This window comes from Butyrivibrio sp. AC2005, from assembly GCF_000424145.1.
Lineage (GTDB): Bacteria > Bacillota > Clostridia > Lachnospirales > Lachnospiraceae > Butyrivibrio.
Genome location: NZ_AUJI01000061.1, coordinates 1 through 16,936 on the forward strand (window position 1 = coordinate 1; position 16,936 = coordinate 16,936).

17 protein-coding genes and 1 pseudogene are annotated in these 16,936 nt (G+C 36.5%); 11 read left to right on the forward strand and 7 right to left on the reverse strand.

What is annotated here, in order from left to right:
• The 7 genes and pseudogenes from G602_RS0115735 to G602_RS0115765 all read right to left on the reverse strand — a co-directional run.
• Positions 1 to 239 (reverse strand): annotated as a pseudogene (locus G602_RS0115735) (IS110 family transposase); the annotation flags it as partial.
• 83 nt (positions 240 to 322) lie between these two features.
• A complete protein-coding gene (locus G602_RS27005; RefSeq protein WP_155829956.1) occupies positions 323 to 1,804 on the reverse strand; it encodes a VirD4-like conjugal transfer protein, CD1115 family in 1,482 nt (493 codons plus the stop codon).
• 4 nt (positions 1,805 to 1,808) lie between these two features.
• On the reverse strand, positions 1,809 to 2,324 hold the full coding sequence (locus tag G602_RS0115745; RefSeq protein WP_026659843.1) for a hypothetical protein: 516 nt from the start codon (positions 2,322 to 2,324) through the stop codon (positions 1,809 to 1,811).
• Positions 2,325 to 2,399: 75 nt separating this feature from the next.
• Positions 2,400 to 2,954, reverse strand: coding sequence for a hypothetical protein (locus tag G602_RS0115750; protein ID WP_026659844.1), 555 nt, complete (start codon positions 2,952 to 2,954; stop codon positions 2,400 to 2,402).
• 87 nt (positions 2,955 to 3,041) lie between these two features.
• Complete coding sequence (locus G602_RS27010; RefSeq protein ID WP_044932417.1) at positions 3,042 to 3,569, reverse strand: TM2 domain-containing protein; 528 nt, start codon at positions 3,567 to 3,569, stop codon at positions 3,042 to 3,044.
• Positions 3,566 to 3,979, reverse strand: a complete 414-nt coding sequence (locus G602_RS0115760; RefSeq protein ID WP_026659845.1) for a hypothetical protein — start codon at positions 3,977 to 3,979, stop codon at positions 3,566 to 3,568. Before G602_RS0115760 ends, G602_RS27010 begins: the two co-directional genes overlap by 4 nt.
• Positions 3,980 to 4,070: 91 nt before the next feature.
• The gene (locus G602_RS0115765; RefSeq protein ID WP_026659846.1) at positions 4,071 to 4,424 is read right to left on the reverse strand and encodes a hypothetical protein; all 354 of its coding nucleotides are present in this window, start codon (positions 4,422 to 4,424) and stop codon (positions 4,071 to 4,073) included.
• 802 nt (positions 4,425 to 5,226) lie between these two features.
• Here G602_RS0115765 and G602_RS0115770 point away from each other — a divergent pair.
• From G602_RS0115770 to G602_RS0115820, 11 genes are all read left to right on the forward strand, one after another.
• Positions 5,227 to 6,033: a ParA family protein gene (locus tag G602_RS0115770; RefSeq protein WP_026659847.1), complete on the forward strand. Its 807-nt coding sequence runs from the start codon at positions 5,227 to 5,229 to the stop codon at positions 6,031 to 6,033.
• Entirely contained in the window at positions 6,026 to 6,526 is a 501-nt protein-coding gene (locus tag G602_RS0115775) for a hypothetical protein (RefSeq protein WP_026659849.1), read from the forward strand. The genes G602_RS0115770 and G602_RS0115775 overlap by 8 nt, the downstream gene beginning before the upstream one ends.
• A gap of 947 nt (positions 6,527 to 7,473) precedes the next feature.
• Positions 7,474 to 7,599: a hypothetical protein gene (locus G602_RS31765; RefSeq protein WP_256374989.1), complete on the forward strand. Its 126-nt coding sequence runs from the start codon at positions 7,474 to 7,476 to the stop codon at positions 7,597 to 7,599.
• A gap of 251 nt (positions 7,600 to 7,850) precedes the next feature.
• Positions 7,851 to 9,191, forward strand: coding sequence for a replication initiation protein (locus tag G602_RS0115785; RefSeq protein WP_026659850.1), 1,341 nt, complete (start codon positions 7,851 to 7,853; stop codon positions 9,189 to 9,191).
• 199 nt (positions 9,192 to 9,390) lie between these two features.
• Positions 9,391 to 11,712: a leucine-rich repeat protein gene (locus G602_RS0115790; RefSeq protein WP_026659851.1), complete on the forward strand. Its 2,322-nt coding sequence runs from the start codon at positions 9,391 to 9,393 to the stop codon at positions 11,710 to 11,712.
• 191 nt (positions 11,713 to 11,903) lie between these two features.
• A complete protein-coding gene (locus G602_RS0115795) occupies positions 11,904 to 12,281 on the forward strand; it encodes a hypothetical protein (RefSeq protein ID WP_026659852.1) in 378 nt (125 codons plus the stop codon).
• A 160-nt stretch (positions 12,282 to 12,441) separates the two neighbouring features.
• Positions 12,442 to 13,596: a hypothetical protein gene (locus G602_RS0115800; RefSeq protein WP_026659853.1), complete on the forward strand. Its 1,155-nt coding sequence runs from the start codon at positions 12,442 to 12,444 to the stop codon at positions 13,594 to 13,596.
• A gap of 10 nt (positions 13,597 to 13,606) precedes the next feature.
• On the forward strand, positions 13,607 to 14,038 hold the full coding sequence (locus tag G602_RS0115805) for a PrgI family protein (RefSeq protein ID WP_026659854.1): 432 nt from the start codon (positions 13,607 to 13,609) through the stop codon (positions 14,036 to 14,038).
• Between the two features lie 234 nt (positions 14,039 to 14,272).
• Positions 14,273 to 15,130: an Rpn family recombination-promoting nuclease/putative transposase gene (locus G602_RS0115810; protein ID WP_026659856.1), complete on the forward strand. Its 858-nt coding sequence runs from the start codon at positions 14,273 to 14,275 to the stop codon at positions 15,128 to 15,130.
• A 274-nt stretch (positions 15,131 to 15,404) separates the two neighbouring features.
• Entirely contained in the window at positions 15,405 to 16,082 is a 678-nt protein-coding gene (locus G602_RS0115815) for a DUF3990 domain-containing protein (RefSeq protein ID WP_026659857.1), read from the forward strand.
• Entirely contained in the window at positions 16,060 to 16,701 is a 642-nt protein-coding gene (locus tag G602_RS0115820) for a helix-turn-helix domain-containing protein (protein WP_026659858.1), read from the forward strand. The genes G602_RS0115815 and G602_RS0115820 overlap by 23 nt, the downstream gene beginning before the upstream one ends.
• Positions 16,702 to 16,936: the final 235 nt, after the last annotated feature.

The window sequence follows — 16,936 nt, forward strand, 5'->3', positions numbered from 1 at the left end:
CTCAGATAATGAGTTTCACTGCCTATATCGCATCCTACTATAAGCATGTCCTCCGATATAAAAGAAAGCTTGGCATTCTTATCAAACTTCCCCGTTGTTTCAAGATCATGCCAGGTCTTAGCCTGCATTGTCTTAAGAAGTTCATCGATTCTTGACTGTCTTTCTTCGGCTGATAGAGTGTTTATTACCGAAAAACTATTGGTGACTTGATTTTTGTTTCTTGTTGTCTTAGCATTCATGTTAGATACCTCTTGTATTCTTGGATTATTACCAACTGCCAGGTCAGTAACAATCCAACTTTACTTGAGGTATTCTTTTTAGGTCAATCCCTGTTTAAATCATACAGGAAGCTTTCAAGCGGGTATTTAAAGTCCATGAACGGTTTCATGGATCTGATAAAGACTATGCATTTGTCGTTGTCCATCTGTTCTATTTCTGAAGTGAACATGAGGTTTCTGCCGATTGATTGTTTACTCTTTGAGCCAGATCCTTTATTGCCGGTTGTTTTGGAGGTATTAATGGTGTTGATTGTCTGCTTTCCAAGTCTTTCAGATATGAGCTTAACTGTTGAAGGATCTATGCCTCCAAGAAAGAGCATAGTATCACAGTTACCAACGAGTATTTCCCATTTTTTCTCGAAGAGGGTCTGGACTTGTGCCATATTTTGGTAAATCAAGGATATTGAAATATTGTACTTTCTGCAGGTAGACATGACATTCTCAAGGCGTGGGATGGTACCGATATTTCCGGCTTCATCTATCAGGAATCTAACAGGCATGTCAACTTCTACGCAGGTAGTGTGTCTCCTTTTTGCATTTTTTACGCCTTGTTTGTAGAGCAGGTCAAATAGCTGCGTGTATAATTCAGCAGCAAGGAAGTTGTATGTTGTGTTTGCCTGCGGTGTTATTACAAAAAGAGCACATTTTCTCTGCCCTATTTCATCAAGGTTAAGTTCATCTTTATAGGTAAGATTTGCGATTTTCTTCAGTTTGAAAAATCTGGATATCTTCGACAAGGTTGTGATTGATATGTTCTGAGCTGTTTCTCCACGTCCGGCAGATTTTATTACTTTATAGTTAGATACTGCATAGGATGTTGGATCTGCTTCTTCAAGATCATCGAAGAGTTTGTCCAGCTCGTCTTTTTCTGCTTCACTATTTTCATCAACATCCATAAGTTCCAGAAGTCTTGCAACGTTTGTGAAGTTTCTTTTTTCCATAGGTTGCGTTTCAAATAGATATCCACAGACTGCAATCAGTAGTGTTCTAAGAGCTTCGTCCCAGAAGATGTTTGCTCCTTTAGGTTTTACCATGCCCTCAAGATTTGAAACAATGGTATCGACCATGAGGGGAATGTCGGCATCCTCATGAACGTAGGCAAATGGGTTGTATCTCATGGAATTACTCATGTCTTCGATGTTAAAGACTTTTACTACGTAGCCTTGTTCTTCCAGGAATTTTCCGCAGCTCATCAGGAGTTCCCCTGACGGATCTGTTACAACTATTGATGAGTTTGCCTGAAGAATATTGGGTTTGACGAAGTATCTTGATTTTCCGGATCCGGATCCACCTAATACTATGGTGTTAAGGTTGAGCTGGGTCAGGCGGTTATCCATAGATAGAGCTACACGCTTTGAATATAGTTGAGTACAAAGTCTCGCGTAGCGTATTTCATCGGTTGTATATCGCTTTTTCTTGCAGGATATTCTGCCATAGCTACTTTTTTGTTCTTTGTATTTTAGATCTGCAAGGATTTTTAATTCCTCGTCTGAAAGTTTATTTTTTAAATCCATTGTTATGCTCACTTTCTCAGTCTTCTTCCTGTCGGTGGATGTGAAATTTAATCCGTATATAGTCAAAGAATGAAACTTTTATGTTTCTGCTAACAAGGCCTTGTTTAAGGACTTTGGGTGACATCATGTAATTTTGTGTTAAGGTTTTATAGTCTGTTGAAAAGCTACTGGATCCGTGCTCTTCGCCGGGACGGGTTTTACCCTTGGCTACAAATTTTGTATATTCGCTAAGGCAGTATAGGCTACCTGCAAGTATAGCTATGAAAACCATGCCAATATCTGTTGGGAAAATGATTAATGCCCCAGGGATAGTGACTTTTATGCCGACAATTGGTAATACTACTTCCCTGAGCGTGTATAAGTCGCTTATGATATCTGAGAAACTATCTAGTAGGGGTGTGTTTTGTGCTTCATATAATACTTTTTCTGCACCTATATATAGACCTGCATAAGTACTTGCAATGAGCGTCCATATGATTTTGGTTTTTAGTTCTGTTTTCTTTTTTTCTTCACGTTCCGGATTGTATGACATATATTTTCCTCATCTGTCTATTAGATCTCCAGGAAGTACCGTTTGCGTTTAAATCCCTGGATTTGCTCATGTTTTTCATATTCCTGCTTTTTCCATTCGTTCTTTTCGTTGCTGTTTTCTGCGGCGCATTATATCCGAAGGATTTTCGTTCTGAGAATTTTGTTTTTGTTCATCATGTTTTATTTCCGGTTCCGGTTTCTTAATTTCCTGTTGCTGCGCGTAGATTTCTTTTATTATTTTTTCAACATTGGGTCTATCGTTGATGTTTTCACGCATCTCGTTAGTACCTTTTCCACGTATAAGATATATGTAAGTTGTCAGATCATTTGCTTCATCCATTTGGTCCTGTGTATCTGTTTTGAGAGCTACCTTTCCAAATGGTATTCTGCTTTCTTTAAGTTGTTGTTCCAGCTGTGATGCGATGGTATCATCAGCCATTACAGTTTCTATTTCGCCACCGTTTTTTGCATATTTTAATAATGTTGCCATTCCTTTGTCGATTTTTTTATCATTGAATTTAAGCTTGCTATCCGTACTGATTGCTTTTAATAATTCTGTTAATGCTTTCATGGTCTCTGTCATCATCTTGTTTTGGAGATCCATCTCCCTAAGTCCAAAATCGTTGTCCACTGCTCTACTCTCCTTTAATAATTGTTATCTTTTTCTCTTCCAGACTACTTCTTACGCAAAAAAATAATTTCTATATGGTTACTATTTTTATTTCGAGATAACTGAAAATACATGGGGATCTGCTACGGATACTATGTTTCCAATTATCTCTACGATTCCCTTCAAAAATGTCAGATATAGGGTATTTGCTATTACGAAACCAATAATTCCACTTATAATCGCCATTATTAAGCCCGGGAGCTTCTTTTCAGATCCCTTTAGATATCTTTGTTCACTGATGCGTAGTCCATCATTTGAATAGTCATTTCGTATGTAATAGTAGTTTCCTGTGACCATTGATAGGATATCTAGCATTGGTAATAATCCTGCTCCGCCGCAGGTCATTATATATGCTAGTCCCTGCATTATTTGTCCTAGCAGAAATTTGTGTACTCCTAGAAAACCTAGTATTGTTGTCTTTAGTATCAGTTCTGATGTATCTATTTCTGATACCGGATAGTAGACCTCCTCTCCTATCAGACCTGTACTGATTCCGCATATTCGTTTGTCTTCATATTTCAGGACATATTGCTGTCCATCTTCGTCTGTTATGTATTTTTCTTTCTTATTTATCATGGCCTAACCTCAGCTACCGCCTTTTGGATTTTGTCATTTACATTTAAATCACCTTCACTAATAGTTATAATCTTGGTAATTTGACTATCAGCCCCACCTATATTGTTAATATCTATGTTCTTTGCGTTACTTTGACTTTGTTTTTTAATAATCCTTATCTCAATATCAGTATCAGACAATTGACTTATTATATTTGCAGGTAGTGTTTTAATCTCTGAATTCACTTTATTAATATATTCTCTATTGACTCCGTCTTCATATGAGATCCTTACTACCTTATATTCAATTTCCTTTGATAGTTCTGTTTTATCAGTACTTACAACAATTTTATTTACTGCTTTTTCATAGTTGGTTAATATAACCGCTACAATAACTGCTATTAAAAATATCCTTACTCTGTTCTTAATCATTGTTTCATCTCCTCTTTTATGAAATACATAATTTGAGGACTAATCTTAAAAAATGGCAAAAAAAATACATGTACACTTAGTACATGCATTTTTAATCGATAATATCGAAGACTTCATCTATCACTTCTTCAATTGAAATTCCAAGCTGGTCATAAGGACATATTGCAAGATAAGTTTCTCCGTGGTCCTTATATGCTATATATGGATAATCCCGTAAGACTATATCAAGTTTTTGAAATACTTCGTCCAGATTTTCATCTGTAGTAACATCACATATGCAGCAATTCTCATTGTATTCAAATTTATCACCGCTTATCCGCTTTAACTGGATCGATATTCTCGCTATTTCCATAGCGAATTTATCTGCTTCCACATCGTGCTCATGAAGTACATTTTGGGTTATGATTTTATTTATTTCAAAAGCATTTTTAAAATCAAGTGCCATTGAGGTATCTCCTGAAAGATCTACTATCCTGCCCTCTTCCTAATTATAATGTAGAATAGATTGCAGGACCTTTTTAAAATATTATATTTCATTCAATATTATTATAAATAATATATTCGTACATGTATCAATATTATATATATATCACACAAAAATATATACATACTATTTTTGATTTCTTATGTATTACAATATTCTAATACATATTTCTATTATCTTTATATATTATTTTGCTATTTTAATAAGTAAACTACTCATAACAAGTTCATTTGTATATCCTCTGTATTACAATGTATATTCTATTATATAATACGTAATCTCATACAAATTGTAATACAACAATCATACATTTTTATAATATATATTGTATTATATATTATATTTATTTATATACATTATATTTATTATATGTATCAGAATATATATTAGCACATCTATTATATTCGCTATTTGTATTACTATTATATATTATATTCTATAATTATATTTATATGTGTATTTATATTTGTATTTGTATTTTATATGTGATAGACTAATATATATTTGAAGTAACTATTATAGTTTTATATTATATATTATACTCTATATTATATTTGTATTTACTTCTTGTATTATACTTTTATCTTATATATTATATTAGCTTTTATATTATTTTAATCTTATATCTTGTATTACATATTATACTACGTTTTATATTATTATTATATCCTATATTTTATATTATATATTATCTTATATACCATATTAGTTTTCGTATAAGTTTACATTGTACTTACTAAAATAATTTACCGGGGAGGAATTTATGGCAATAAAAATAGCAGTAGCAAACCAAAAAGGGGGCGTTGGTAAAACTACAACAGCAGTTAATTTAGCTGACGCACTTAAGCATTTTAATTACAAGGTCCTTTTTATAGATCTGGATCCTCAGCATAATTCTACAAGTACTTATGGCGCTGTAATAGAAGATGAGAATACTATAGTAGATGTCCTTAAAAAGGATTGTACAGCAAAGGAAGCTATTCAGGAAACACCACTTGGAGATATTATTGCGGGTGATGATCTTCTTTCAACTGAAGAAAGTTACTTCAATTCTCAGAAAGCCAGAGAACGTATTTTAAGAACACAACTAAAAACTGTAGAAGATGATTATGACTTTATAGTTATGGATACACCTCCTAATCTTGGAATATACATGGTTAATGCTCTTACAGCTGCTGATGGATGCATAATTCCAATAAAAGCAGAGCAGTATGCTATTGATGGACTAGGATTATTGATCCAAACAGTCAACGAGGTAATAGAGTTGCTTAATGAAGATTTAAGAATATATGGTGTATTGCTTACTTGCTATGATGCACGTAATGGTCTGGATGTTGGAATTAAAGAAGCATTACCAGAGGTCGGAAATCAAAAAGGATTTAAGACATTCAATACTCAGATTAGAGTAAGCCAGGATGTAAAAAAGTCGCAGGCAATAAGGGATTCTATTGATGATGAAGGTAATGTAGTTGTTTCAAACAGATCGCTTTTTGATAATTTCAAAGGTAGTAACGCAGCTGTAGACTATGTTAATTTCACAAAGGAAGTATTGGAGGTAATCAATGGCTAAACATACTCAGAAAAATGATGCTTTAGGAATGTTCGCTTCAACAACACCTGTAAAGATCAATAAGCCTAAGCCAAAGGTAGAAGAAAAGCCTGCAGCAGAGGAGAAACCTACAAAAAAGAAAGCTGAAGACAAAAAGGCTACTGAGAAAAAAAGTACTCAAAAAGCAATTAAAGAAATAGATGCGCAGACAGTAACTAATCAGGAAATGAAAACAGATGTAAGTGAAGAAGCAGTATCTACATTAGCAAAAGAAGAGCCAGCTATAGTTGAAGAGCAGCTTGTGCAGAATGAAGAAGATGTTTCTCCTGTTACCCCCAGTGTTTCTCCTTTAGGGATTACTTTAGATATGACTGTTAAGAAATCTGCTAGATCAAGTAGAGGACGTAGTTTTTATCTTTCAGATGCAATTTTTGAGAAGCTTTCAAATAGAGCTAAAGCAAACAACGTATCCACTTCAGAATATTTAGAGTTTATTCTGAAGCAGGTTCTCTAAGAATAGCAACTGTACTTATCCACAACCATATTTTACGGTTTAAGATGCTATAAATAATATATATAAAGGTAAGGTCAACAACATATAAATTAATTTGTTTGTTTAGAAAATAAAAAAGCCAGTATTATTCAGTATTTTCAGAGTTTTTACCGTAAAATTTGGTTGTATAAACCGTAAATATAGGTATGTATTTCCGTTATGTTCGGATTAATAAACCGTAGAAATTGGTTTATCATGAGATTTCATGACACCATTTTCTACGGTTTTTTTATCCAGTGATTACGGAATAGCAGTGAAAACCGGTAAAAATGGCGCATATTTAAGGAATTTCAAACATGAATAATTAAAACCGTAATTTTTGGTTGTGGATAACTTACTTTTACGCCATTTTCTACGGTCATAGCCTGGGATAGACTGAAAAACCCGTATAAATAGCTAAATTTGGGGCGGAAATGTTGTAAGGAAAGAGATATTCGGTGCAGAGGAGGAGAGTTCTATTGACTGGATTAGTACTGTAAAAATAGAGATGTAACCAAAATTACCGGTTTTGTTGGAGAGAATGTATTTTATGGTAATGACCATAAGGACAATGACTTAATTGGTCAACAGCATGCACCAAAAATTACGGTGCAAACAGCAAATTTGAAGAAACAGTGGCATAAATAAGATGATGTGATAGCTGAAAACACGCATGGTTGAGGCGTTTGTGGTTCCCCGTAAAAATAGGTGCAGGTTAAAAACAGTTGCACCAAAAATTACGGAGATAAAATTTTTCAGGAAAGTTCAAAACCGTATTTTTTGGTGTATTTCTATATATGTGAGTATCTGATACACCAAAAATTACGGTGCAAACAGCATGTTTAGATCCATGAACTATAGAAAGAGCTGTTGACAGTAGTAAATGGTGGTAAATATAAGCCAAATTATACGTAGAAGGAAAGTAGCATATGCTGAAGTTGATTAAGAAAGTAAAAGAAATGATTCTGACAAAAAGAATCGGTTCATGCAAAGAGAACGTAGAGAAAGGTGGTATATATACGCCATTTTCTACGGATATAATAGTTCGAGCGTAGAGAATGGCATATTCTTTGGGCCATTTCTTACGATAAAGATTGTTAGACAGTAATAAATGGTGGCAATGATTATCCAAGAAGACCGGAATAATAGCTATAAGCGTAGAATATGGTATATAATTAAAGCCAAAAACTACGATAGAATAGACAAAACCGTAGAAAATGGAGTTGTATTATAAACCAAAATGTACGGAATAAATTGACATAACCGTAGAAATTGGTTTATTCTTAAGTAGATGGAGGGGATCGGTATGGGATCTAAGACAAATGAACCAATCTATAATCTGAGTTTTGTAAAATCCAATGAGATGATCAGTGCAAAGTATAAGTCCACATTGTTGGAGAATCAGGTTATGGCCATTGCACTGACAAGAATTGAAATAAATACAGCTGACAAGGATTCACCACTTGAGGCGAAGTTGTATCCCAGAGAGATAAAGAAACTTGTAAGCGATCCCAAGCATATTTACAGGGATTTGAAAGATTTATCGAAAACAATAACTGGGCATACGATGTTTCTCGAAGATGGGAAGGGTAATTTCAAGGCTTTTTCCGTTGTTCCTAATGCGACATATAAGGATGGAGTTTTCACGATAAAATTCAACAATGAGTTGAAGGAGCATATTCTTGGTCTGGAGAGGAATTTCACAACGTTAGAGCTTTCTGTAATGACTGACTTTTCTAAGAATTCCGCTTTCAGAATATATGAGCTTTTGAAAAAGGATCTTTATAAGAGCAAGCCGGATGTAAATGGCGGAAGGGTTGATGTAGTTTATAATCTTTCAGAGTTCAGGTTCATGATAGGCTTGGCGAATGGAGATAATCCCAAAGTTGCCAAAGAGATGTCCAAGATGGGCAAGAATATTGATTGGGATAAGCTTTATGATAAGCTGGATAAATCAGATAAAAAGTATGATGACTGGTATGAGCTTCAGCGTAATGTATTGAAGAAGGCTCAGAAGGAGTTAGAAGATAAGAGCGATATCCGGTTTGAGTTTAAGGGAAATAAGAGGGGAAAGAGGATTGCTGAGATTGAGTTCCATATTTATAAGAATAAGCCCTCAGTTTCCGTTATAACTAAAAAGAAGCAGATTGAGCGTGATGATGCTTTCAGACAACTTGAAATGCCGTACGATCTGGAGCAGTATAAACCACTTTATGACAAGTATATTGGGCATAATGAGCTGACAAAAGAGGATATCGATATGCTTCTTAAGAAAGCAGAGTATGATCCAAAGAAGGTAAGTGATGCCATAGAGCTTGCTGATAAGCAGAAATATATCAACAATTATATGGGATGGATTATTAAGTGTATTCTGGAAAATTATGGGAGCACGGAGGTTATGGAAGGTAGCGCAGAGGATGCAACTTTCTATAACGAAGTGAAGAAGAATTATGAAGCTTCTAAGAAATCAGGAGATATCCAGAGGGCAGTTTGGAACAGAATACAACAGAAAGAAGATTTTCAGGATTTCTCAGATATGCTTGAGAATAATGGTATTACAGTAGAACAGTTGGTTTCAATATATAAGCTGGATGAAGTGCTTCAGATGTATGCTGATTGGAAGGTAGGAAGACCGATACAGTTTTAAAATATAGTAGTGAGTATAATATATATTTGTAATATATTTATATAATATGTATTAGAATATATGTTATATAATTAAAGATTTTAGAGGATCTCGGAATTAAAGTCCGGGATTCTTTTATTTTATGTAGTTTTAAAAAAAGCAATTATTTTGTGTATTTCTCTTTTGAAAAAAAAGAGTGTTTTTATCAAGGAGAAGAGAAATGCATAAGAAAAATATAAAGAATATGCTGGTTGCACTACTTACAGGTGTTGTGATCACAGGTAATGCAGGGAGTATGGTCTATGCCAGCAGCGGAGTAGATGGATGGGATGATTCTAACGAGGATGTTCAGAGCGTAATCGATGGAAGCTGGGAAGAGGATCGATTATCTGATCTAAATTCGGAAAATAGAGGGATGCGGGGAACAGAGCTCGCAAGAGAGAATCATAGAGGCAGAGAAGTGAATCCTGAAGAGAGAAATCGTGAAAGCAGAGAGCTAGGGGTAGAGGATTCAGCAGACGGAGATTACGAAGACGGAGAACCTATGGAAGCAGATCCTGAAGGTGGAAAGCATGAATTCTTAGAACAAGTGGATGCAGATTCCGAAGGTGGAAATCGCGAAAGTGGAGAACTAAGAGCATCGGATCCTGAAAGCGGTGCATCAGAAGAGGAATATTCTGAAGGTGGAGATCACGAAGAGGGAGAGTCAAAGGAAAAAAATCCTGAAGTGGGACAAAACGAAGAAGGAAAGTCAGTAGAAGCGGATACTGAAAATGATAATCTCGATGATGGTGAACCTAAGGAGACTGAATCTGAAGGTGAAAGCCAGAGCGGTGCTGACATTCAGACTAATGATAATGAAGAAACTGAGGGTGACGATATTGACTATGCTTCTTTATTAGGAACAATGCTTTTATCGACAAGTGCGGGAGATACGACAATTGATTTGTCAGGAGATGCTGTAGAGTATGATATTTCAAGTGATCGTGATGGTTCAGTTAAGGCTTATTGGTATGAGGATGAAGAGAAGCTTGTGATTTCCGGTAGCGGGGATATGAAAGACTACTACCCAGGAAGAGGGGATTCTGTCAGCAGTATCTATTCACCTGTATGGAATTATCTAAAGGATAAGTCATTTGATGTAATTATAGAGGGAGATGTATCGAGGCTTGGATCATATTTCTTTGCAAATATAAGCGGGGTAAGAAGTGTTTATATAAATGAAGGCTTAACGGAAATTGGTAATTCAACATTTTATGAATGCAAAGGACTAAGAGAAGTTCATCTTCCGGAGAGCTTGAAAGTAATTGGAGAAAGCGCGTTTGGAAGATGCAGTAGTTTAGATTTTGATAGTCTTCCCGATGGAATAGAAGTAATCTCAGGCTTTGCATTTGAGGGTTGCGAAAATTTGACACTTACATATCTTCCTGAAGGATTGACTGAGATAAAGAAATATAGCTTTAAAGGATGTAAAAATCTTAAGATTTCAAAGATTCCTGTAAATGTCACAAGCATTGGGGATGGGGCTTTTAGTGGATGTACAGGACTTGAGTTATCAGATCTATCCAATGTGCAGGAGATAGGATGGTCAGCATTTAAGGAATGTTCGAATCTAAGGGTAAGCAGTATTCCTGATTCAGTAACAGAAATTGGTGATTATGCTTTTTATGGATGCGAGAATATGCCGCTTGAATATTTGAGTGTTAATGTACAGCAGATTGGTTTTCAGACTTTTATGGGCTGCAGCAATCTTGTGCTTAAGAATTTACCAGATGGAGTAAAGGAGATAGGAATCGGAGCTTTTTATGGATGCAAGGAGATGCAGATAACAAAGCTTCCTGAGGATCTTACATCAATAGGAATAGGGGCATTTCATGGTTGCGAGAAGATTGCAATAGAGAGGATTCCTGATAATTGTACAGAAATAGGCGGTAATGCATTTTATGGTGGTGCTTTTGAAGAGTGTAAGGGCATCACAAAGATTTATTTTCCGGATAGCTTAACGACAATTGGCGCAAATGCATTTAGTGGGTGTGATAATCTGCAGACTTTTGAAGGTGGAAATGGTCTTACGGAGATTGGAAACAGAGCATTTTGGTGTTTGGGATATGGAAGTACGCTATTTGGACTGGATACATTTTTGATTGATGTTTCTGATGTTCTAAAAAATTATGACTGGAGAAGTGATAACAGAAAAATGGGGGTTATTGGAACATTTAAAGTTGTACTTCCTGCCAGGATTGAGCTTGAATATGATGATATGTACGGACAGTATGTGGGAAGAGCAGCAATAACAGTAGATTCATCTGGACTTATGGATGATGAAATTGTTGGCATATATCCTCAGGCCGGAGATTTTGTGCTCACGGGAAATATGGGTAGCGAGATGAGTACATTTGTATCTATAAGCAAGATGCAATGGAAGAACAGTGAATCCGAAGAAGGAGAACTCAGCGTTTATGGCAGCATCATTGGTGAAGAGCACCCAGGGGAGAAATTCAGCGGCGAATTTATAGTAACTTTCGACGCAGAGAAGAGATGATTAAGGCTGTTCTTAAAAAAACTATAGATGAATATTGGAGATCTACAAAAAAACAGGGATAATTGTGTATTTCAATGGTGGAGGAGAGAAATATCAATTACAAGATGCAGCGTAGATTATTAAGAAATATGCTGCCAGTAAAATAAGTATTTTTAAAGAGTGGATTGTAATGCTAAGGAGGAATTAAAAGTATGAAAGCAAGTCAGAAAGTACGGGGAATTATGAAGGATAAAGCAAAGATGCTGAGAGCAGGTGCATATGTATCATGTGCATATACAATGTGCGGAACAGCATTTGCTGCCGGTACGGAGCTGGATATTAAGACGGTTATTACCAATGCGCTTAATCTGGTATTTGGAGTTTTGGTATTTGGTGGTGTTATAGGTGCTATTACAGGTATCAGAGGTATAGCGAAGGGAATCCAGGATGATGGATCAGGTCCGGATTCGCAGGCTGTATCCAAGGGAAGGGGGCAGCTGATAGCAGGAATTATCATGATGGCACCGGTTCCGGTATTTAAGGTTCTAACAGGTCAGACACCATCAGCTTTTGTTGGATCATTTTTCTAAGAATAAGAAACTCTCCTTGATTTTTTATAAAAGGATGTGAAAATCCCTCATAAGGCACTTAGTGCCACCTTCTCTCCTTGTGGGGGAAGGTTTTTATTTTTATAGTAAGGATTTTTGTTTTGAAAAGTATCGAGTGTGTATTTTAGCTAATGGAGGCGGTATGGGTAAGGTAAGGAATGAAAATGAGCTTTTTTGGTATGCCTTGGGAAATACAGGTGCGTGGGTAAAGTATCATTTGGCGCTATTAAATCGTAATAAGAAGATTGTTGCTGTGGTTGTTTTGACGGTGATGGCAATACTAATGGGGATTACGGTATCTGCTGCAGAGAGAAAGCCACAGGAGAAACCAGCAGATTGGAAGGATCATCCTGGGTATTTTAACAGTGTGACTTTCAATATGATCGAAGATATTTTTACAGGGGATGATACGGCGACTGTTGCAGAGCAGGTTAAGGTAATGTATGACAGCTCTGGAAGTAATATCAAGATAGGCGGAAAGAATATTCAGAATCTGGGAGGAATCATAAAGTCTGTTAATGATATGTGTAAGGGGCTGGCGATTCTATTTCTGATAATCACTTTTCTTTTGGGACTTTTGGCGATAAGGGAAAGGGAGCAGATGGATGAAGAGCTGGTTCGGCGGTTTGTGATGTTCATATTTGGCATGGCATGTGTGTATTTCGCTATGACATGGTGCTTTGCGATTGCAAATATCGGTTCTGAGATGGCTGGGAAGATTGCACAGACAGGGGCAGGGATACAGAATGCAACGAATGAGGCTATTGTAAGCGATATTCAGGGGAAGATATGGGATGAGACGCATATCGCAAATTATGATCACGGTGGTGATGGCTTTGTGGGTGGCTTCGATTTTCTCGAGACTTATGGCGGAAACTTGGGCATGAGTGTGTCATATATGACGGAACTTATAATTCCATGGCTGTTTATGAAGGTTGCAAGGACAATGGTTTCAGTAGTTGTTTGGGGAAGAGCGCTAGAGGTAATGATTCTTGCGACGTTTTCACCACTTGGGTTTGCTGAGACACCAGATCCGAACAATCCGATATCAGGACCAGGGATGCGTTTTATCAAAAACATGGTTGCGCTGTCTATTTCCGGGGCGATAATTGTATTTGTTATGTTTGCGACAAATCAGATTATTTTAAATATGTTTTCAGATATTGTCGTAGGGAATACAACTGAGTTTTCGGATATTATGAGTTCCATTTTCAGTATGGTTATTGTGTCTTTTGCGAGGGTGGCGATGGTCACAAGGTCGCAGCAGATAGCGAAGAATGTAGTTGGAGCGATGTAAGGAGGATTGGATGTTAAGCTGTCAGATAGAGTCGGAGATTGAGACAGAACACAAGGTTTTTAGGGATTTTAATATGAGGCAGACGGTATGCCTGATTATTGGAGGATTTATTGCGTTATGCATGTATCTGTATTTTAGGGATGTAATGCTTATGGTGGTGTTTTCACTGCCATTTGCGTGTGTGCTGGCGTTGATTTCGCGAAAGGATGACAATGGAAGGCAATTTGAAGAGGTGTTCCTTAAGAAACTTCAGAAATTATATTTTAAGGATGATTTTAGGGTGGCCAGAACAAAGAATGGATATGTGAGGCTTCTTAATGATGAGTACCAGAGAATAAGAGCGGCGGATAGTAAGAATAAGGTAGCTGTAAAGGCTGCAAGGGGCCGTAGGAAAGCTGTGAGGCGGAAGGTTAAAAGCTCAAAGATGAAGGCGATAAGGTAAAAAATAGGAGTGTATGGGATTTGTTTTAGGGAAGGCTCTGTAGATGTTGATTTAGTAATTGTAGGATGAATATAAATTGATTGTGAAACGGCAAATCACAACAATAACAGAAAATAGATAATTAAATAACGATAATATATTTATGCATATACAGAACAAATGTTTGTTTTTAGCCCTGAAATGTGCTATAATACTAGTGTTGAGGGGATACAAAATAAAGTGAGGAGTAAGCGTATGGCAGAAAAGGACATGACTGAAAAAACGTTGGAGGAACTCAATGATGTGTTTGCGGATATTGTGAACATATTATTGTTTGATGGAGAAGATGTGGTTTCAGAAGATGCTCTATCGGAATCTAATCCATACAGTAATTACACTGCAAATGGCAAGATAAGGGAGCAAGAAAGAGATGTAGTAAAATATTGGGATCATAATTTACTACATATAGCAAAGGTTGGATTTGAAAATGAAACTGCAGAGGATCCCGACATGGCATTAAGGGTAATGAGCTATGATGGGGCAGCTTATAGGAGTCAGTTTTCTCCCCAAAATAATAATCCGAGGTTTCCTGTGGCAACACTTGTGTTATACTTTGGGTATAAGACGAGATGGACAGCACCAAAGAGCATATATGAAAGAATAAATGTTTTGGAAAGATTAAAACCTTTTGTAAACGATTATCCTATTAATCTGTTTGAAATAGCTTATTTATCGGATGAGCAGGTTTCTAAGTTTAAGAGTGATTTCAGGTTTGTTGCAGATTACTTTGTTCAGATGAGGAAAACCGGGAAGTATATACCGCCAACGGACAAGATAAAGCATGTATCAGAACTGTTGGGGCTTATGGCGGCACTCACCAAGGATAACAGATTTGTGGAAGTAGCAGAGGATGTCAAAAGGAAGGAGAATCACAATATGTGTACAGTATTAGATGAAATTGAAGCTAAAGGGATTGAAAAGGGACATACTGAGTTACAGGATGTTTATGGATGGCTTTTTGAAGTTGGAAGAGGTGCTGATGTTGAGAAGGCTACTAAGGACGAGGAGTTCTATCAACAAGTGCTTAGAGAGTATAAAAGCAGAAAGCAGTAAAGAAAGTCATAGTAATCATAAGGCAACCAGTAGTTAACGTAAACGTCTGACTATCGGTTGCTTTTTTATATGGAATATTATAAATGGAGCCATTGAAGAGTATGGAAGAATACTTTTCAATGGCCTTTTATGTTTGTTGCAGATTACTGATTACAGATCAAAAAGGTGGGGATGTCCTTATTGCGCTTTGCTATATGGGGCTACTAAAGAATAATTGTTATGATAGATATTATATCACTACAGTGATATAATATCTGTAGAGGTGAGGAATAATATGAGTGTAATAATTTACCATGGATCTGAGAATATAATTGAATGTCCTGTTTATGGTGCGGGAGCGCTTCATAATGATTATGGAAGAGGCTTTTATTGCACAAAAAATGTAGAGTTGGCTAAAGAGTGGGCTTGCGGAAGAGGTAATAACGGATATGCCAACAAATATGAGCTTAATATGGAAGGGCTGAAAGTTCTGGAGCTCAATAAGGAGCCATATTCTATTCTAAACTGGCTTGCTGTACTGGCAAAAAACAGAACGTATTGGCAAAATAGTAGTATATCGGCTACAGCCAAAGAGTATTTACAGGATAATTTTTATGTTGATACCACGAAATATGATGTGATCATAGGTTACAGAGCAGATGATTCCTATTTCACATTTGCGCAGGATTTTGTAGCAGGAACAATATCACTTAAAACGTTATCTGCAGCTATGAGGCTTGGAGAGTTAGGCGAGCAGATTGTATTGGTAAGTAAAAAGGCATTTTCAAAGATCAAATATATTGATAATGAGGTTGCTACTGCGGATAAGTATTTTGAGCTTAAAAATGCCAGGGATAAAAAAGCAAGGTTGGCATACAGAAAACAAAAAAATACTAAACTTGATCCAAACGACATTTTCATGATTGATATCATGAGAGAAGGGATAAAAAATGGAGATCCACGCATACAGTGAAATATATGTTGAAAGTGCTCAGAATATTCTTGGGCATATGTTTGATTTTGCAATAAATGAAGCAGGTATTTCGGAAGATGATTTCTCAAAAAGATTTGCAATATCTAAAAGTGCCAGACAGTTTGAAATTGGGAATCCTCGTTATGTTGCAGGAATAACAGGACCAGAGCTTGCAAAAGAGGTTCTCTTGGAATCGGGTTATACTGGAGAACTGCCTGAAGATGTTATGTATATAGACAGAAGTCCGGAGTACTGGGCCGGATGGGTTATTGCATATTATCAATGGCTTAGAAACTATAGTTTTGCATACATATTTGATGCAATGGATTTAAAATTCTTATTGAAACTATATTCCACCTATCACGAGATGGATATTGAAAAGTTCGTTGAAACAGCGGATGAAAGAATAAAAGAGTATTATCCGGATACGGCCCTGAAGAGATACAGAATTCTTGCAGGTTTGTCTCAGAGTGAGCTTGCAGAGGAATCTGGGGTTTCACTTAGGCTGATTCAGATGTTTGAACAGAGGCAAAGAGATATAAACAAGACGAGTGCACTGAATATACTAAAGCTTAGTAAGACGTTGTTTGTAAGGATGGAAGATCTTATAGAGGGTTAAGAAATCATAGTAATTATAGGGCAACTAGTAGTTAGCGTAAAAGGCTGACTACCGGTTGCTTTTTTATGTCTTCGCCATTCGCAATAATCATTCAGTTCCTTGGAGGAGGCCGGGGTTAGGGGCAGAGCCCCGAGAAGGTGACTAGTAGTCCGTGCAAAAATTAACTAGACCGTTTTTGCTATATCCTCTGCTGCATCGATTTCATCCATTTTGTATTTCCAATGATGCACCACCG